Below are 17929 nucleotides of genomic sequence, written 5' to 3'. Positions count from 1 at the left end.
GTTTCAGGCATCCGACAGGCGGGCGCGCAGCCCGCTGGCCCGCAGCGCCTGCCGCGCGATGGCCGCGCGCACCGCCGACTCCGAGCCGATCACGCGCACCTTGCGCTGCGCCCGGGTGACCGCGGTGTAGAACAGCTCGCGGGTCAGCAGGCGCGACTCCTCGTCGGGCAGCAGCACGGTGACCTCGTCGGCCTGGCTGCCCTGCGACTTGTGGATCGTCATCGCGTGCATCGTCTCCACGTCGCCCAGGCGCGAGGGGGCGAGGTCGAGCGAGCCCACCCCGGTCGCGATCGCGGCCCGCGGTCCTGACGGACCGGCGACGACGACGCCGGTGTCACCGTTGTAGACGCCGAGCGAGTAGTCGTTGGACGACACCAGGATCGGGCGGCCGGGATAGGCCGCGTCGTGGACCGGCACCCCGGTCTCGGCGGTGAACCACTGCTCGATGCGACGGTTCCAGTGGCGTACGCCGAAGGGGCCGTCCCGGTGCGCGCACAGCAGGCGGTGCCGGTCCAGCGCGGCGAGCGCCCGCGTCGCGTCACCGGCGGCGGCAGCGTCGTGCACGGCGAGGGCGTGGGGCAGCACGGCCGACCGGATCGTGCTGGCGGGGTCGCCGTCGGCCACCCACTCGACGGCCTCGCCCCCCGACCGGAGCGCGTCGATGGCGGCGTCGGCGTCGCCGAGCCGCAGCGCCTCCGCGAGCCGGCCGATCTCGGCGCCGTAGCGGTGGGCGGTGCGCAGCGCGGCGACCGGGCTGTCGTCGCGGTGCTCGTAGCCACGCACGAGGTCGGTCAGCACGGCGCCGGCGTCGACCGAGCTGAGCTGGTCGGGATCGCCGACGAGCACCAGACGTGCCTCGGGGCGTACGGCCTCCAGCAGTCGGGCCATCATCGTCAGCGACACCATCGACGCCTCGTCGACGACGACGAGGTCGTGCGGGAGCCGGTTGCCGCGGTGGTGGCGGAAGCGGGTGCTGTTGCCGGGGTCCTGACGCAGCAGCCGGTGCAGCGTCATCGCCGAGACGTCGGCCAATCGGGCCCGGTCGGCGTCGCCGAACCGGGCCGCGGAGGCGCGCACGGACTGCTCGAGACGTGCCGCGGCCTTGCCGGTCGGGGCCGCGAGCGCGACGCGCAGCGCGACGCCGGTCGCCTCCGCCTGCTCGACGAGCGCGGCCAGCAGGCCGGCCACCGCCGTGGTCTTGCCGGTGCCCGGACCGCCGGTGACCACGGTCGTGGCCCGGGTGGCCGCACGCAGGCAGGCGGCGCGCTGCTCGTCGGCCTCGGCGCCCGGGAAGACCCGGGCGAGGGACTCTGCCAGCAGGTCGCGGTCGACGACGTGCGCCACCAGCGCGCGGCTGCGCAGGTCGTCGAGGACCTGCGTCTCCTGCTCGTGGTAGCGGTCGAGGTAGACCAGCCCGTGCTCGACGTGCACCACCTCCGCGGCGACCAGGGGACTCGCCGAGACGCTGCTCGCCCACCCGTTCGGTGCGGGCCAGGGGAGGTCGAGGTCCGGCAGCGAGCCGGGCACCGCGGCCAGGTCGAGGCAGACCGATCCGTGGCGTACGGCGCGCACGGCCAGCCCCACCGCGAGGAGGACCGCCTCGTCGTGCTCGCCCACCAGCCTGCCGAGGGTGGTCGCGACGTGCACGTCCGCCGCGGTGAGCACGCCTGCGGTGTTGAAGGTCGCGAGGAGGCCGGTCGCCGCGAGGGCGAGGTCGCGGTCGTGGGCGTCGAGGGGTTCGAAGAGGTCGCTCACGGCACCGTCACCCCCGCGCGTACGCCGTCGAGCAGGTCGGACAGCTCCTCGACGAGGGCGACGGGCGGGCGCCACGAGAAGACGCCGCACGGCATGCCGTCGACGACGGGCGTGTCCGGCCCGCACATCCCGCGCAGGTAGAGGTAGAGCACGCCGCCGAGGTGGGTCTGCGGGTCGTAGGCCGGGAGCCGCCACCGCAGGAAGCGGTGCAGGACCACGGTGTAGAGCAGGGCCTGCAGGGGGTAGTCGGAGTGCGCCATCGCCTCGTCGAGCATCTCGGGCCGGTAGTCGTGGGCGGTCAGCGGCTGGTCGAGCGGACCCAGCCAGTTGGTCTTGTAGTCGACGGTCAGGAACCGCTGCGCCCCGTCCACGTCGAGGCGCAGCACCACGTCGATCGACCCGGTGAGGTAGCCGCGCAGCGACTGCGCCGCCAGGTCGGGGTCGGCGTCGAGGGCATCGGCGTAGACCCGTACGGCGTCGCCCTCGGGGAGGTGGCGACGCAGCAGCGGGGCGAGGTCGCCGAGGCGTACGTCGGCGGCGGGCGCTGCCGTGTCGCCGCCCGCCAGCGGCACCTCGAAGTCGAGCTCGCGCAGGCGGTCGGGCAGGCCGAGCGACAGCAGCGTCCGGTCGGCGGCGAGCGGCCCGAGCGGGCTGCTGCAGACCGCGACCAGCGCGTCGGCCAGCTCGGCCGGGTCGAGCTCGACCGGCCACCACACGAGCTGCTCGTCGATGAGCCGCAGCAGCTCGCCGCGGAAGTCGTCGGCCGCCGGGTCGGCGTGCTCGAGCACGGCGTGCACCAGCGAGCCGAACGTCGCGCCGACCGGCAGCGTCGCCATCGGGGACGGCACGGACGCCGCAGCCGGGAGCGCGGTCGCGGCAGCCGCGTCGCCCAGGTCGTCGGCCGAGACGGCGGAGTCCTCGTCGGGCACGTCCTCGGGCTCCGACAGCGAGGCCGCGGCCGCGTGCGACGCGCTGGCCGCGGAGAGCGACGAGTAGGAGGTGCGCCGCCAGGCGGTGTCGACCGACCGGGTGAACTCGCGCACGGCGAGGGCCTCGGTCGAGCGCTGCAGGGGAGTGGGGTCGGGCGGGACGAGCGTGGCGAGCTCGACGCTCGGGCCACCGGCGTCCTGCCAGGCGGCCAGGATGGTCATCAGGCGGTCCTCGTCGACCAGCGCCTGGCTGTCGGGGACGGGGGCCATGCCCGGCCGCCGCCCGAACAGCACCCGGTGGAGCGGGGAGTCGGGGGTGTTGCGCTCGGCCGCGGCGTACCAGGCGACGACCTGCGACTGCGCGCGGGTCATCGCGACGTAGAGCAGTCGCAGCGACTCACCGGCGTCCTCGCGCCAGTGCCGGGCCACCGCCTCGCGGCGGAAGGCGCTCGGGCCGCCGACGTCGCGGCAGCGCTGGCCGTCGTCGTCGTGGTAGAGCGGAACCGCGGGCTCACGCCCGGTGTAGCGGTTCCACAGGGTCGGCAGGTAGACGACGGGGTACTGCAGGCCCTTGCTGCCGTGGATGGTGACCAGCTGGACGGCCTCGGCGTCGGAGTCGAGGCGCCGGGTGCGCTCGGAGGCGACCTCGAGCTTGTCGTCGGCGACCTGCTCGCGCAGCCAGGCGAGCAGGCCGACCAGGCCCAGGCGCTCCTCGGTGGAGACCCGCAGCAGCGACTCCCCGACGTGGCGCAGGTCGGTGAGGGTCCGCTCGCCGCCGACGCGGGCCAGCACCCGCGCGGTCAGGCCCTCGGCGGCGGCGACCTCGACGACGGCGGCGACGCCGCGCTGCGTGAAGACGTCGGCCAGCCGGCGTACGCGGTCGGCGAGCCGGTCGGTCAGGTCGTCGCCCCCGGCGTCGAGCGACGCGGCGGTGTGGCCGAAGAAGGACGTGAGCGCCGCGGCGCGGACGCGGTCGGCGCGGTGCGGCTGCTCGAGCGCCTCGAGCAGGGCGACCCACTCCCCGGCCGCGGGGGTGTGGAAGACGGACCCGCCGGCGTTGACCACCGACGGCACGCCCACCTGCGCGAGCGCGTGCTGGACGGCCTCGAGCTCGTTGCGGCGAGCGGCGAGGACCGCGATGTCGCCGGGCCTCAGGTCGCGACCGTCGAAGGTCGGCCGCGACTCGATGAGGCGTTTGATGTCGTGGGCGGTGTCGGTGATGACGTGGTCGCGCCACAGCGCCACCGGCGGCTTGGAGCGCGGGCCCTTGCCGATCTCGGCCCGTCGCACGACCCGCAGCCGGAAGGGCGCGCCGGCCCCGTGCAGGCGGGCGGAGGTGCGGTGCGCCTCGACCGGGTGCACGACGATCCGCTCCTCGCCGAGCCGGGCGCCGCGCAGCACCGCGTGGACGGAGTCGAGCAGCGGCCCGTCCGAGCGCCAGTTGACGCCGAGGGTCTGGACCGTCGCCGCCGTCTCCGAGGCCTGGAGGTAGGTGACGATGTCGCCACCGCGGAAGGCGTAGATCGCCTGCTTGGGGTCGCCGATCAGCACCATGGTGGTGGTCTCGGAGAAGGCCCGCTGGAAGACCTGCCACTGCACCGGGTCGGTGTCCTGGAACTCGTCGATCAGCACGAACTTCCACCGGTGCTGCATGCGGAGACGGGCCGGGGCGCGCTCGTCCTCGAGCGCGTCGGCGAGCTGGCTGAGCAGGTCGTCGTAGCTGAGGATCCCCAGTCGTCGTTTGCGACGCTCGACCTCCTCGAGCACGTCGGTGGCGAACCGCACCCGCATCGCGGCGGCCGAGTCGGGGGAGGCGGTGAGGGCCGCGGCGGGCTCGACGACGGCTCGTGGGTCGCCGACGACCGTACGCGCCAGCTCGAGCGCGGCGGCGCGGGTCCAGGGTGGCTTCTCCTCCTGCCCGAAGCGCGCGAGGTAGAGGTCGTCGACGGTCTCGGTGGTGAGCTGCTCGAGGTCCTCGACGAGGGTGGCGGCGGCGTCGGTGTCGCCCGCGACGCCGAGGCTGCGCAGCACGAGCTGGCAGAACTGGTGGATCGTCGCGATGGTGGCGGCGTCGAACGACACCAGCGCCGCCGTCAGCCGGTCGAGGCGGCGGGCGACCTCGTCGGCGGGAGCGTCGAGCAGCCAGTCGTGCAGTCGGTTGGCGGGGTCGCGGAGCGCCGGGTCGGCCAGCAGCTGCACGGCCTCGTCGAGCTGGCGGCGTACGCGCTCGCGCAGCTCCTGGCTCGCGGCCCGGGTGAACGTGACGACGAGCATCTCGTCGAGGCGCACCTCGCCCGAGGCGACCTGCTTGGCCACGAGCGCCGCGATGGTCCAGGTCTTGCCGGTGCCGGCGCTGGCCTCCAGCAGGGTCGTGCCGGGGTGGAGGTCGGCGGCGATGTCGAAGGTGTCCGTCACAGTCCCCTCACCTGCTCGTGGCCGCCGTCGATGAGCGGGCTCCAGAGTCGCCACGCGTAGTGGCCGAGGCGGTGCGGCCCGTCCTCGCCGTCGCGGAGGCCGGCGGCCAGCAGGTCGTAGTCGGCGGCCTGGCCGAAGGCGCGCACGTGCCAGACGTCGGCGTCCTCCTTGGGGAATCCCGAGTCGTTGAAGCGGGGCGTCTCCCACTCCGCGCGGGCCCGTACGTCGGGGTCGCCGTCGCTGCCCGCCCGGACGCGGCGGAACTCCTCGGCCCATGCGAGCGACGTCCTGACCGGGAGGGGCAGCGGCTCGCAGCGGCCCGCGTCGTAGAGGGCGACCAGGTCGCGCAGCCACTGCTGGGCCTCGTGCTGGGCGAGCGGCCCGACCTGCTGCACCTGCCCGCCCGAGCGGTGCTTGCCGATGGTGTGCACGGTCCAGTTCTCGTCGGGCAGTCCGGCGCCGAGGGCGAGGGCGTTGATCCACGAGGCGAGCCGGTGCTTGGCGCCGAGGTTGGAGAACGAGACCGCGACCGCACGGTTGCCCCACACGTTGCCGACGGTGCCGGAGAGCCGGCGTCCGCCACCGAGCTCGATGTCGACGTCGAGGGTGCGCCGCGGCCCGCTGCGCAGCGACTGGGCCGTCTCGACCAACGGCTTGACGTTGGCCACGATCTCGCGGAGCACGCCGACGCCGAGCGCCGCGGGCGGGAGGGACCCGCTGAGCTGCTCGACCAGCATGGCGTCCTGCGGGTTGGCCCCGGACATGACGTGGGTGACGATGCGGTCGCCGATCGCCCACTTGTCCAGCCCGTCGAGGCTGATCGGGATCGCGTCCTCGACCTCGTCGGCGTCGTAGGGGCGCGCGATCCGCAGCCGCCGGAAGAAGCCGCGCACCGGGTGGGCGAAGAAGTCCTGGAGGTCGGCCAGCGAGACGTCCGGCGGGGTCGGGTCGGCGGCCGGCAACGGCGTCGGCACGAGCACGGTGACCGGCTCCCGCTCGCGCCGCGCGGCCGTGGCGCCGGCAAGCGCGAGGCGGTCGAAGGTGAACGGGCCCGACCCGCGCAGCCGGCCGACGACGAAGTTGGCCTCGTCGAACGGCTGCAGCGGGTGGTGGGTCAGCACGTGGTCGCGCACCGGTGCGGCGACCGTGCGGTCGAGCGCGTCGAGCAGCTCGCCCAGCGGCACCGCGGGCGGGCGCTCGGAGCCGGTGTGCTCGCCCCTGCCGGTGTAGGTGATGACGAGCTTGTCGGTGGCGGCGACGATCGCGTCGAGGAACAGCTGCCGGTCCTCGGCGCGGAGGTCGCGCTCGCCGGTGCGGGGCCGTCGGGCGAGCACGTCGTCGCCGTCGACGGTCGACACCCGCGGGAACACGCCGTCGTCGAGGCCGACCAGGCACACGACCCGGTGGGGCACCGACCGCATGGGCACCATCGTGCACACGGTGAGGGTGCCGGTGCGGAAGTTGGCGCGGGTGGGCCGGCCGCGCAGCCGCTGCTGGAGGAGGGCGCGTACGTCGGCCTGCCGCAGCAGGGTGTCGGAGTCGCCGGCGCCGGCGGCGATGCGCGCCACCTCGCGGTCGAACTGTGCGACCTGCCAGACCTCGGTCAGCGGCGTCGACGTGAGCCGGTGCACGGCGTCGGACAGCGCGGTGGTCCAGTCGGTCACCGTCCGCGCGCGCTCGGCGGACTCGACGAAGGCGTGGATGCGCTCGACGAGCTCGGCGAAGCGCCCGACGAGGTCGAGGTCGCCGTCGCTGACGTCGTCGACGGGGACGGTGCCGGACACGTGGCGGTGGTCCAGGCCCGACATGGCCGCCCCCAGCAGCACCCGTCGCATCCCGGTGACCCAGGTGTTGGCGTCGAGGCCGGCCAGCCCGAAGGCGCCGCGCTGGTCGGCGTCGTAGCCCCACCGCACGCCGCTGACGTCGACCCAGTGGGTGATGCGCTCGAGCTCCTCGTCGCCGAGGCCGAACCGCGCCCGCACCGGGTCCGCCCCGGCGACGTCGAGCACCTGGCTGGCCGTCATCCGGCCCCGGACGAGCTCGACGAGCTGGGCGGCGAGGGCGAGCAGCGGGTTGGTCGCGGCGAGCGACCGGTCGGCGAGGCGTACGCGCAGCTGGTGGCCGGGGTGCCCGACGCCGTCGCCGGCGACCTCGGCCATGCCGAACGACGCCGAGATCAGCGGTGCGTAGGTCTCGATGTCGGGCACCATCACGAGGATGTCGCGCGGCTCGAGCGTCGGGTCGTCGTCGAGGAGCCCGACCAGCACTTCGCGGAGCACGTCGACCTGCCGGGCCGCGCCGTGACAGGCGTGCACCTGGACCGAATCGTCGCCCGCGCCGGGCGTGCCGCGTGCGGCGCGCTCGCCGGCGTCGGGCGCGCGGTTGGCGCGGAGGTCGTGCTGGAGGAGCCCCAGGAGCGTGTCGGGGGTGGCCGGCACCCGGCCGGCCGTCTCGGCGGGCAGGTCGCCGAGGGTCCGGCGCAGCTCGCGCGAGTCGCGACCGAGCGACCCGAGCAGCGGGTGGCCGACGACCTCGGCCGAGGTGTCGTGGGCGCGGGGCACCTGCCCCTCGCGGGCGGCGGGCTCCAGCGCCGCCCACAGCGCGGTCGAGGCCTGCGGCAGCCACAGGTGCACGTCGCGCAGGGTGCCGAGCGCGGCGAGCAGCGACACCTCGGTCTCCGGCAGCCGGGTGTGGCCGAACAGTGACAGGCGCGAGGGCAGGTCGAGGTCGTCGCCGCCGGCGCACAGCCGCTCGACCGTCTGCGCGTGGCGTACGTCGGGCGGGGGAGCGGGCACCGCGTCGAGCAGTCGCCGCCACAGCCCGGCCTGCCACACGAGGTCGGGGTCGAGGTCGGCTCCGGCGCCGTCGCGGTCGCGCCCCTCGCGCCAATCGGTCAGCAGGGCCGGCCGCTGGACGGCGTAGGAGGAGAACAACCCGGCCAGGCGCCGCGCGACGGCGTAGCGACGGGCCGAGCGGTCGTCGCCGGGGTCACCGCCACCGAGGTGACGGGTGAGGTCCTCGAACCCGGCGGTGCCCATCACGTCGTCGATGACCGCGAGCAGCGGCCACGCGAGCCGGTCGGGACTCCACGGGTCCTCGGCATCGCGGTCGAGGAGCATCGAGACCAGCGAGTGCGGCGTCACGAAGTCGACACCGGCGCACACGCCGTCGCCGCCGCGGTCGCCCACGCCGAGCCGGTGCGAGATCCGCTGGGTGAGCCAGCGCTCGACGCCGCGGGCCGGCACGACCACGACCTCGCGGGCGAACGGATCGGGCAGGGGTGTGACGAGCAGGTCCGCCAGGCCGTCGGCGAGCGCATCGGTCCGCTCGGCGGTGTGCAGGTGGAGGCTCACGGCGCCCACCCTATGAGCGCCGACCGACACCGACCGCCGGAGACGGCCGCGGAGGACGCGCCGGGGTCAGCGGACGTAGAGGTAGACCGCCGCCAGGAGTGCGAGCGCCAGGATGATGCCGATCACCGCGCCGGTCACCATGACCGGCCGGCCGCTCTGGTTCGTCGGGTCGACGTCGTCCGGGTGGTGGAGGGGGTCGTGGCCGTGGGTCATGACGAGCCCGTACCCCCTCGCCGGTGACGTCATGCACCGGCGAGGGCGGTACGGGCTCTGCGGGGCGGTCAGCCCTTGAACGCGTCCTTGACCTTCTCGCCGGCCTGCTTGAGGTTGGCGCCGGCCTGGTCGCCCTTGCCCTCGGCCTCGAGCTTCTCGTCGTCGGTGGCCTTGCCCGTGGCCTCCTTGGCCTTGCCCTTCATCTCGTCGGACTTGTTGTCGATCTTGTCGTCCAGACCCATGTCGTCTCCTCCTGTGAGGTCGGTGCGGACCGGGTGGCCCGATTTCCAACCTGCCACGCGGGTGCGTCGTCAACGACACCCGTCCGGGTGGGCAGGAGCGTTCAGGCTGCGGGAGGCAGCGTCGGACGGGGGGCGTCGGCGGTCGGGCTGAGCTGCGCACGAGGGCGCTCGGGCGGCGGGGTGTGCTCGATCTCGTCGGCACGGAGGGCGTCCATGCGCCAGATGACCGCACACCCCACGATCGCGACGATGATGGCGGCGGTGCTGATGAGGATCACGCTGACCATGGGAGTCTCCTGATGTCCGGGGTGTGGGCTGGATGAAAACCTCTACACACCTGTATAAGTTATTCCTGCACACCTGACAAGAGGTGTGGCAGGGCTTCTTCAGGAGGGTTGTCATGTCGGAGGGCTTCAGCATCGGTGTCCTGGCGGCGCGCGCCGGGGTCACGCCCGGCACGCTGCGCACCTGGGAGAACCGGTTCGGCTTCCCCAGCGGCGAGCGCTCGGCCTCGGGCCACCGTCGGTTCACCGACGCCGACGTCGACCTCGTCCGGCGGGTGCTCGAGGTGCGCGACGGCGGCCTGCCGCTCCAGGTCGCCATCGACACGGTCGTCCGCGACCGGGAGGTCGAGGGTGAGCGCTCGGTCTTCGCGGCCGCGGCGGCAGCGACCCCCGGCGTACGTCCGCTCCGGCTGGGGCGCCGCGCCCTCATCGCCGCGTCCCACGCGGTCGAGGACGAGTGCCTCGCCCGCGGCGACCGTGCCGTCGTGCTCGGTGCCTTCCAGCTCGGGCACCGCTACGCCTCCTCGCGACACCGCTGGGAGGAGCTCGGCCGGACGGCCGCCTGGGCGGCGGTCGTCGCGGACTTCGACGAGGAGACCCCGGCCGACCTCACGGCGTCGCCCGTCCGGTGCCAGCTGCCCGGGGACTCACCCCTGCGCCGGGAGTGGGCGGTCGTGTGCCTCGGCGACTCGTACGCCGCGCTGGTCGCCGCGTGGGAGGTGCCGTCCGGCGCTGCGGAGCCGGCCTACGAGGCCGTCATCAGCACGCACCGAGCGGTCGCCATCGCCGCGGCGCGCGTGCTCACGGGCGTCGTCCGGACCGCGGGCGGAGAGGTACCGGCCAGCGCCACGCGCCTCGTCGACGCCGTCCGTCCCGCGCCCGCCACCTCCTCGGTCGACGCCGACCGCACGTGGCTGCGCGCCCTGTCCGAGCTCGGGCCGCGCTGACCGGTCAGTGGTTGCGGAGGGCGTCGATCAGCTCGGCCTTCGACATCGAGGACCGGCCCTCGATGTCGAGCTCGGCCGCGCGCTTCCGCAGCTCCTCGACCGTGCGGTCCTCGTAGTCGGTCGCCTCGCCGCCGCGCTCGCCGACCTTCGACCGGCCCTGCGCGGCGGAGGCGTTGGCGATCCGCGCCGCCTTCTCCTTGCTCGCCCCGTCGTCACGCAGCGCCTCGTACACCTCGGCGTCCTTCACGGACGGGCCCGGGTCTGCCTTCTTCTTCTGTGCCATCACTCCACGGTGCCACCCGTCGTACGGCGTCTCCTCACCCGTGAGGGGGTGGGCGAGTGGCGCCGTCCGAGTAGCGTCCGGGGGATGTCGAGGTCAGAGCGCGACGAGACACCCCAGGAGCGGGCGGACCGCAACTGGAACGAGCTGCTCCAGGAGCTCCGGGTCAGCCAGACCGGCGTCCAGCTGCTGGCGGGGTTCCTGGCGACGCTGCCTTTCCAGTCGCGCTTCGAGCTGCTCGACGCGTTCCAGCGCGGCTGGTACGTCGGCCTGCTCGCACTGGCCTTCACCACGGTCGGGGTGATGCTGGCGCCAGTCGCCATCCACCGCCGGGTCTTCCAGAAGGACTCCAAGCCCGAGCTCGTCCGGGCCGCCCACCGGCTGACCGCGGCGGCACTGGTGCTCATCGCCCTGCTGCTGGCCGGCATCCTCTTCCTGGTGGTCGACGTGGTCTACGACCGCACGTGGGCAGCGGCGATGGGAGGGGGCGCGGTGGCCGTGCTCGCCGTGCTGCTGGTGGGGGTGCCGCGACGGGTCGACGCGAGCTAGCTGGCGCCTAGCGCGGCTGGCGGTCCAGGCACGAGCGGAGCTGGTCGACGGTCTTCTTCGCGAGGATCGGCAGGTAGGCCTGCACCAGCGGCGAGGCGAGCCGCGAGAGCCCGGAGAACCCCATCTGCGCGGTGTAGGTGACCTCCGACCCCGAACCCGAGGCGCGGACCTCGAAGACGTCGTGCCCCTCGAACTGCTCGTTGGTGCCGCGCAGGTGGACGCGGGTGGGAGGTGCGAGCTCGACGGTCGTGTAGGTGATCTCGACCTCGCGGCCCAGGAAGGACGAGACGTTCCGGTAGGTCGTGCCGACCCCGCCGTCGCCGCCGGTCCGCTCGCAGGTCTTCGTGCCCGGGTCCCAGGCCTCGGCGTTGCGGAAGTCGGCGAGGTAGGCGTGGGCCGCCTCCGGCGGGGCGGTGGTGGTGAAGGTGCGCGTGATGGACGGCATGGAAATGACGCTAGCCAGCGTCTCCAATCAGCACCGAACCTGCCCCGGTGGACGAGCACCTACCTAGGGGCGGTGCGGTCTGTCCACGGTTTGTCCTACGTTGGGGGCATGGCCAAGAAGACGACACGCACCTCCAGCACTTCCCAGGTCACCAGCGACTCCGACGCGCCGCTGACGGTCCCGGGACTGACCACCGAGACGGGCCACTCCGTCGCCGAGGCGCTCCAGATGCGCGTCCACGCCCTCAACGACCTCGCGCTGACGCTCAAGCACGCGCACTGGAACGTCGTGGGCCCGCACTTCATCGGCGTTCACGAGATGCTCGACCCGCAGATCGACGGCGTGCGCGACATGGTCGACGTCCTCGCCGAGCGCATGTCGACCCTCGGCGTGCCGCCCAACGGGCTGCCCGGTGCGCTGGTCGCGGCCCGCACGTGGGACGACTACGACCTCGACCGCGCCGACACCGCCGCCCACCTCGCCGCCCTCGACCTCGTCTACAACGGCGTCATCGAGGACCACCGCGCCGCGATCGAGGCGGTCGGCGACGACGACCCCGTCACCGAGGACATCCTCATCGGCCAGAGCGCCGACCTCGAGCAGTTCCAGTGGTTCGTGCGCGCCCACCTGCAGGGCACGAGCGGCGCGCTGGTCACCGAGGACGCCCAGAGCGAGGTCGGCGCCGCGCGCAAGGCCTCCCGAAAGCGCTGACCCCCCTCCGCGCCCCGCTCACCGCGCCACGGGCAGCGCGACCTCGGGACGTCGCCGGGACATCTGCCCGATGTCCCCGGGACACCGGGAGCCGCAGGGTCGAGCCATGACCACACACACCACCCAGTCCCCCGTCCACTCCTCCTCACCCTCCACGGCCACCGGCGACACCCGGCCCGTCGGTCGGGGTCGGCGCTCGCTGCTGGTCCTCAGCGGCCTGCTGGCCTGCGCGATCCCGACCGTCTTCACCGTCACCATCACGGGCATGCTCGTCACGGGCACCGACGCCGACCACCGGTTCCACCAGCTCACCGGGCAGGGCCTGATCCTCTGCGGGCTGTGGCTCCTGCCCATCCTCGCCCTGCTCCGCGCCGGCTGGCACGGCCGTCGACCGAGCACCGCGGCCGGCCTGGCCCACCTCGTCCTGATGGCCGCCGGTGCCGGGTGCGCCGTGGCGGCCCAGGGGGGCGGTGCGCCAGTGCTCATGGCGATGATCGGGATCCCCGGCGCGCTGCTGTGGGCGACGCTGCCGCTGCGACCGCGGCTGCGCGTCCCGGTCCAGGTCGACCCACTGCTCGCGCCGGTCGCGCTGGCAGCCAGCGCGGTGCTTCTGCCCTTCGCGGTCGACCAGGTCGCCCTCCAGAACGCGTCGACCACTGGCTACCACGCGGAGAACCCGCACTTCTTCGACATGGCCTGGATCTCGATCGTCCTGGCCGCCCACGCGCTGTTCGCCGCTCTGCTCCCCGCAGCCCGGGCGCTCGCGGTCGGCTTCGCCGCGGCGATGGTGGTCCTGGGCTCCGCGGGTCTCGCCCTCGGTGAGAGCACCCCCTGGTCGCTCGCCGTCCTGGCGTGCGGAGCCCTCGCCGCGGCCGCCTCGGTCGTCGTACGCCGCCAGGCCGCGCGGAACTGACCTCGCGCGGTGTCCGCCCGACCTACACTCCGCCACGTGCAGCCAGCGTCGCGATCCCGGTCACGCTCCGTGACCGCGGTCGCGGCGCTCGCCGCCGTTCCGGGAGTCGGTGGCGGGCTCCTGGCCCTCGTCCTCGCCGCGGTCCTCGACACGTGGGACCTCGCGGTGGCCGGAGAGGTCCCGGTCGACGTGGTCGTCGCCGTCTCCTACCCCGTGACGGCACTCGTCGTGCTCAGCTCCCCAGCACTGCGACGCGGGGGGCGCGCGCTCGCCTGGATCCTCATGGTCGCCGGAGCGTGCGCGGGGGTGGCTGCGCTGGCCACGGTCTGGGCCCAAGCGGCCGCGGAGCCCTCGCTGGCCACCGGCATCGCGGTCATGCTGCTGACGAGCATCTGGGTGCCGGGCTTCCTCTCGCTGCTGACGCTCGTCCCGCTGTTCTACCCCGACGGCCTCCTGCCGGGCAGGCACTGGCGGTGGGCAGCCGGCGCCGCCGGGACCGGGCTCGTGCTCCTGACCGTGGGCCTGGCGATCCATCCCCTGACGTTCGAGGGTCGCACCGATCTCACCAAGCCCGTCACCGACCTGACGGTGTCGCGGGGACTGACCTGGGTGGCCGTCGCGCTGCTCGTGCCGGCCGGACTCGCCGGTGTCGCCTCGCTGGTCGTGCGCCTGGTCCGCAGCCGGGGTCTCGCGCGCCGGCAGGTGCTCGTCCTCCTCGCCGCAGTGGGGGTCCTCATCGCGGTCACCCTCGCCCAAGGCCTGCTCCCGTCCCCGGTCGACATCCTCGCGCAGGCCTTCGCCGCGGCACTCGTCCCGCTCGCGATCGGGGTCGCCATCACCCGGCACGGCCTCTACGAGATGGACGTCGCCGTACGCCGGGCACTGGTCGCCACGAGCCTCGGCACGTGCCTGGCCGGGGCCTACCTCACCCTGTTCGCGCTGCTCCAGGCGCTGCCGCAGCACCAGTCCGCGCTCAGTGCCGCCGTCGCCGCAGGCTTCACCGGCGCGCTGATGCAGCCGCTGGCGAGGCGGCTGACCGCCGGCGTCGACCGGATGTTCTACGGCGACCGGGCCGACCCCTTCGCCGTGACCAGCGCGCTCGGCACCAGGCTCTCCGAGGCCGGCCTCGACGTCGCGCTGGTGCCGCAGCTGCTGGTCGACACGGTCGTGGAGACGCTGCGGCTGCCCGGTGCCCTCGTGTGGCTGTCGGGCGACAGCATCGAGCGGCCGGTGGCCGCCGCCGGCACCACGGATGACCAGCGACCGGCCGCCTTCGAGCTGCGGCACCGAGGTGACGTGGTGGCAGAGCTCGACGTGTGGCCCCGCGCGGGCGAGCACTCGCTGCACCCGCGCGACGAGGTGGTGCTGCGCGGCCTCGCCGACCAGGTGGCCCCGGCCGTGGCGGCGCTGCAGCTGCACCAGCAGCTCCAGCGCAGTCGCGAGGACCTCGTCGCCGCGCGGGAGGACGAGCGCCTCCGCCTCCGGCGCGACCTGCACGACGGCCTCGGCGCCACGCTCGCCGGCGTACGTCTCCAGGTCGAGACCGCACGGGACCTCGCCGAGCAGCCGGCGGTCGACCGCCTGCTCGACTCGGTCGGTGCCGGGGTGGCGCAGGCCGTCGCCGAGGTGCGCGCGATCACCGACGGCCTGCGACCCGCGGCCCTCGACGAGCTCGGGCTCGCGCGCGCCCTGTCCGCGCTCGTCGACCGCGTCCGCGCACCCGGGCTCGAGGTCGAGGTGGAGATCGACGAGCACGTCACCGCCGACCCCGCCGTCGAGGTGGCCCTGCACCGCATCGCCGCCGAGGCGCTGGCCAACGCCGTACGCCACTCCGCGGCCACGAGGATCCGCCTCGACGTCCGGGACGGCGCGCAGGTCGAGCTGCGGGTCAGCGACGACGGCGTCGGCATGACGGCAGCAGACGGCTCGACCACCGGCTCGGGCCTCGGCCTGGAGTCGATGCGGCAACGCGCCGAGGAGGTCGGCGGCACGCTCGACGTGCTCACCTCGGACTCGGGCACCACCGTCCACGTACGTCTGCCGCACGCTGTAGGAGACCTCCGATGACCACCGTCCTGCTCGTCGACGACCACCCCCTGTTCCTCGACGGTGTCCGTGCGGCCCTCACCGGGGTGCCGGACGTGGTTGTCGTGGGTGAGGCGCACGGCCGACGCGAGGCCGTGGAGAAGGCCGCAGCCCTGCGCCCCGACGTCGTGCTGATGGACCTCAACCTGCCCGACGGCTCGGGCATCGACGCGACCCGCGAGATCCTCGCGACGGCACCCGACACCGGCATCCTGGTGATCACCATGTCCGCGGACGACGACGCCGTGGTCGCCGCCATGCGAGCCGGTGCCCGCGGCTACGTCGTCAAGGGGGCCGGCCGCGCCGACCTCCTCCACGCCGTTGCCACTGTCGCTGCCGGGGGAGCGGTCTTCAGCCCGGCCGTCGCGGCGCGGCTCGGCAGCTGGTTCAGCGGTCTCGCCGCGCAGCCCGGACGAGAGATGTTCCCCCAGCTCAGCGAGCGCGAGCGGGAGGTGCTCGACCTCGTCGCCCGCGGCTTCGACAACCGCCGGATCGCCCGCGAGCTCTTCCTGTCGGAGAAGACCGTGCGCAACAACGTCTCGGTGCTGCTCGGCAAGCTCGGGGTCGCCGATCGTGCCGAGGCGATCGCCCGGGGCAGGCGTGCGGGGCTGGGTCAGGATCCCGGCTGAGTGGCGCGGCGCTCGCCCGACAGGAGCACGTCGACGAAGTCAGCGGCTGCGGCCTGCGCGTCGACGTCCACGACCACGTCCAGCAGGCGCCCCGTCGGCGTCCTCGTTAACCGGCCGTCGACCAGGCCCACGCGATGCGGCTCGATGCGGAACAGGTCGGGCCGGGCGAGCATCACCAGAGTGCCGGCGTCGCCGACGAGGTGCGCCCGGCGAACCGCGAGCAGCTCCGCGGCGAGCTGCGCTCGCGGCAGGCGTGAGGAGCGCAGGCGCTCGATGTCCTCGGGAGCGACCCGCACCCGCTCGAAGACCTCCACGACGTACAGCGTGGTCGGCACCTCGGCACGCAGGACGGAGGCCGTCGCGTCCGGGTCGTGACCCGCGTTGAGGTCGGGCTCGCCCCCGACGAGCAGCTCGCCACCGACCAGGACGAGGGCCTCGGCCGACTGTGCCAGCGTGGGGAGGTTGGTCATCGGCGCCAGGCCGACGAGGGTGACCGGCCCGGCGGCGGCGACCGTCCGGACGAGGTCCGCCGGCCGGCTACCGGGCGTACGAGGAGACGGAGGGACACTCACCCCGCCGAGGCCGTCGGCACCGTGGTCCGTCGGGCCCTCGCGCGGACCGCGTCCCGTCGTGGTGGTGGACGCCCCGACCGCGATCGGCACGCTTCTCGCGCCACAGCGGGCGAGGACCGAGGCAGAGTTGCTGGCCGCGAGGTCTGCGGACACGTTGCCGGACACCGTCGTCACGCCGCAGAGGTCGAGCTGCGGGCTCGCCACGGCGTACAGCAGGGCCAGGGCGTCGTCGATGCCGGTGTCGACGTCGAGCACCACCCGCCTCGTCGACGGGTCACGTGGCTCCTGCACGTCGCCACCCTAGGCACGGACTCCTGCTCTCCGCTGCAGGCGGATCCGCCCCGGGCAGAACGCCCTGTGGTGCCGGCCCGAGCGGCGTCACTGTGGGGGCCATGACCACCCACACCACCCCGGACCGCATCGAGGACGAGCTCGTCCGCCGCCTCATGCACCAACGCATCATCGTGCTGGGGGAGGAGCTCGGCGAGCGCAACGGCAACCGGCTGATGCACCAGCTGCTGCTGCTCTCCGCCGAGGACCCCCGCGCCGACATCAGCCTCTGGATCAACTCGCCGGGCGGGTCCGTCTCGGCGATGCTGGCCATCCACGACGTGATGCGCCTGGTCCCCAACGACGTCAGCACGATCGCCATGGGCATGGCGGCCAGCGCCGGGCAGTTCCTCCTCTCCGCGGGCACGCCCGGCAAGAGGTACGCGCTCCCGCACGCCCGCGTCCTCCTCCACCAGGGCTCCGCAGGCATCGGCGGGACTGCCGTCGACATCGAGATCCAGGCCGACGACCTACGGCACACGCGCGACACCGTCCTCGGCCTCATCGCCGAGCACACCGGCCAGGACCGCGACACCGTCGAGCGCGACTCCCGCCGCGACCGGTGGTTCAGCGCCGAGCAGGCGCTCGCGTACGGGTTCGTCGACCAGCTGGTCAGCAGCATCGACCACGTCGCGCCCGGGCGGTCGCACGCGCTCGGTCTGGCGGGTGCGCGATGAGCGGCTACCCGATCCCGTACGTGGTCCAGCAGACCCCGCGCGGTGAGCGCACCCTCGACCTCTACTCCCGGCTGCTGTCCGAGCGCATCGTCTACCTCGGCACCGAGATCGACGACGGCGTGGCCAACGCCGTGATCGCGCAGATGCTGCACCTCGCCTCGGAGAACCCCGAGCTGCCGCTCAGCCTCTACATCAACTCACCGGGCGGCTCGATCTCGGCGAGCCTCGCGATCTACGACGCCATGCAGTTCGTGAAGCCCCGGGTCGAGACCGTGTGCGTGGGCCAGGCGGCGTGGACCGCGGCCGTGCTGCTCGCCGGCGGAGCGCCCGGCAGCCGGGCGATCCTGCCGCACGGGCGGGTGGTGCTCCACCAGCCCGCGACCCAGGGCCGCGGCACGGTCCCGGACCTCATCCTCGAGGCCGACGAGGTCGCCCGGGTCCGGCTGGTGCTCGAGGAGATCCTCGCCGAGCACACGGGGCGCACGACCGAGCAGGTCCGGCAGGACACCGACCGCACGCTCGTCCTCCCGGGGCAGGCCGCCGTCGACCACGGGATCGTCGACACCGTCCTGCGCGAGCAGGTGCCGGCGCTGGCGTGAG

The 17929-nt window shown here is 74.1% G+C and carries 17 protein-coding genes; 8 read left to right on the top strand and 9 right to left on the bottom strand.

Annotation, left to right across the window (positions count from 1 at the left end; translation table 11 throughout):
* Positions 1 to 3: 3 nt before the first annotated feature.
* The 6 genes from recD to AC57BS_RS22355 all read right to left on the bottom strand — a co-directional run bounded on the left by recD (position 4) and on the right by AC57BS_RS22355 (position 9194).
* Positions 4 to 1755, bottom strand: coding sequence for an exodeoxyribonuclease V subunit alpha (gene recD / locus AC57BS_RS22380; RefSeq protein WP_496413653.1), 1752 nt, complete (start codon positions 1753 to 1755; stop codon positions 4 to 6).
* Positions 1752 to 5099, bottom strand: a complete 3348-nt coding sequence (locus AC57BS_RS22375; RefSeq protein WP_496413652.1) for a UvrD-helicase domain-containing protein — start codon at positions 5097 to 5099, stop codon at positions 1752 to 1754. Before AC57BS_RS22375 ends, recD begins: the two co-directional genes overlap by 4 nt.
* Complete coding sequence (recC, locus tag AC57BS_RS22370) at positions 5096 to 8452, bottom strand: exodeoxyribonuclease V subunit gamma (RefSeq protein ID WP_496413651.1); 3357 nt, start codon at positions 8450 to 8452, stop codon at positions 5096 to 5098. The genes AC57BS_RS22375 and recC overlap by 4 nt, the downstream gene beginning before the upstream one ends.
* Positions 8453 to 8518: 66 nt before the next feature.
* Positions 8519 to 8665 carry a hypothetical protein gene (locus tag AC57BS_RS22365; RefSeq protein ID WP_496413650.1) on the bottom strand — a complete coding sequence of 49 codons (147 nt, stop codon included), beginning with the start codon at positions 8663 to 8665 and terminating at the stop codon, positions 8519 to 8521.
* Between the two features lie 68 nt (positions 8666 to 8733).
* Complete coding sequence (locus tag AC57BS_RS22360) at positions 8734 to 8907, bottom strand: CsbD family protein (RefSeq protein ID WP_496413649.1); 174 nt, start codon at positions 8905 to 8907, stop codon at positions 8734 to 8736.
* 101 nt (positions 8908 to 9008) lie between these two features.
* Entirely contained in the window at positions 9009 to 9194 is a 186-nt protein-coding gene (locus tag AC57BS_RS22355) for a hypothetical protein (RefSeq protein WP_496413648.1), read from the bottom strand.
* 113 nt (positions 9195 to 9307) lie between these two features.
* Between AC57BS_RS22355 and AC57BS_RS22350 the strand changes: the two genes are divergently transcribed.
* On the top strand, positions 9308 to 10138 hold the full coding sequence (locus AC57BS_RS22350; RefSeq protein WP_496413647.1) for a DICT sensory domain-containing protein: 831 nt from the start codon (positions 9308 to 9310) through the stop codon (positions 10136 to 10138).
* A gap of 4 nt (positions 10139 to 10142) precedes the next feature.
* On the opposite strand, the gene AC57BS_RS22345 is transcribed toward AC57BS_RS22350, so the two are convergent.
* Complete coding sequence (locus AC57BS_RS22345; RefSeq protein ID WP_496413646.1) at positions 10143 to 10421, bottom strand: DUF7218 family protein; 279 nt, start codon at positions 10419 to 10421, stop codon at positions 10143 to 10145.
* 84 nt (positions 10422 to 10505) lie between these two features.
* Here AC57BS_RS22345 and AC57BS_RS22340 point away from each other — a divergent pair, with 84 nt between their 5' ends.
* Positions 10506 to 10967: a DUF6328 family protein gene (locus AC57BS_RS22340; protein ID WP_496413645.1), complete on the top strand. Its 462-nt coding sequence runs from the start codon at positions 10506 to 10508 to the stop codon at positions 10965 to 10967.
* Between the two features lie 7 nt (positions 10968 to 10974).
* On the opposite strand, the gene AC57BS_RS22335 is transcribed toward AC57BS_RS22340, so the two are convergent.
* A complete protein-coding gene (locus AC57BS_RS22335) occupies positions 10975 to 11412 on the bottom strand; it encodes an SRPBCC family protein (protein ID WP_496413644.1) in 438 nt (145 codons plus the stop codon).
* Between the two features lie 108 nt (positions 11413 to 11520).
* Between AC57BS_RS22335 and AC57BS_RS22330 the strand changes: the two genes are divergently transcribed.
* The 4 genes from AC57BS_RS22330 (at position 11521) to AC57BS_RS22315 (ending at position 15750) form a co-directional block, all read left to right on the top strand.
* The gene (locus AC57BS_RS22330; RefSeq protein ID WP_496413643.1) at positions 11521 to 12123 is read left to right on the top strand and encodes a Dps family protein; all 603 of its coding nucleotides are present in this window, start codon (positions 11521 to 11523) and stop codon (positions 12121 to 12123) included.
* 106 nt (positions 12124 to 12229) lie between these two features.
* On the top strand, positions 12230 to 13036 hold the full coding sequence (locus AC57BS_RS22325; RefSeq protein WP_496413642.1) for a hypothetical protein: 807 nt from the start codon (positions 12230 to 12232) through the stop codon (positions 13034 to 13036).
* Positions 13037 to 13072: 36 nt separating this feature from the next.
* Positions 13073 to 15103, top strand: a complete 2031-nt coding sequence (locus tag AC57BS_RS22320) for a sensor histidine kinase (protein WP_496413641.1) — start codon at positions 13073 to 13075, stop codon at positions 15101 to 15103.
* Positions 15100 to 15750 (top strand): response regulator, encoded by a 651-nt coding sequence (locus tag AC57BS_RS22315; RefSeq protein ID WP_496413640.1) that lies wholly within the window; start codon positions 15100 to 15102, stop codon positions 15748 to 15750. The genes AC57BS_RS22320 and AC57BS_RS22315 overlap by 4 nt, the downstream gene beginning before the upstream one ends.
* Here the strand turns inward: AC57BS_RS22315 and AC57BS_RS22310 are convergent.
* Positions 15735 to 16613 (bottom strand): nucleoside hydrolase, encoded by an 879-nt coding sequence (locus tag AC57BS_RS22310; protein WP_496413639.1) that lies wholly within the window; start codon positions 16611 to 16613, stop codon positions 15735 to 15737. The two genes, AC57BS_RS22315 and AC57BS_RS22310, sit on opposite strands and share 16 nt — an antisense overlap.
* A gap of 101 nt (positions 16614 to 16714) precedes the next feature.
* Between AC57BS_RS22310 and AC57BS_RS22305 the strand changes: the two genes are divergently transcribed.
* Positions 16715 to 17329 carry a ClpP family protease gene (locus AC57BS_RS22305; protein WP_496413638.1) on the top strand — a complete coding sequence of 205 codons (615 nt, stop codon included), beginning with the start codon at positions 16715 to 16717 and terminating at the stop codon, positions 17327 to 17329.
* Positions 17326 to 17928: a ClpP family protease gene (locus AC57BS_RS22300; protein WP_129456257.1), complete on the top strand. Its 603-nt coding sequence runs from the start codon at positions 17326 to 17328 to the stop codon at positions 17926 to 17928. The genes AC57BS_RS22305 and AC57BS_RS22300 overlap by 4 nt, the downstream gene beginning before the upstream one ends.
* Position 17929: the final 1 nt, after the last annotated feature.

The sequence above is a fragment of the Nocardioides sp. BGA-UO-ETr-FS32 genome (genome assembly GCF_059567905.1).
Note: the sequence above shows the minus strand (reverse complement) of the source record. Positions and strands in the feature narration are given on the sequence as shown.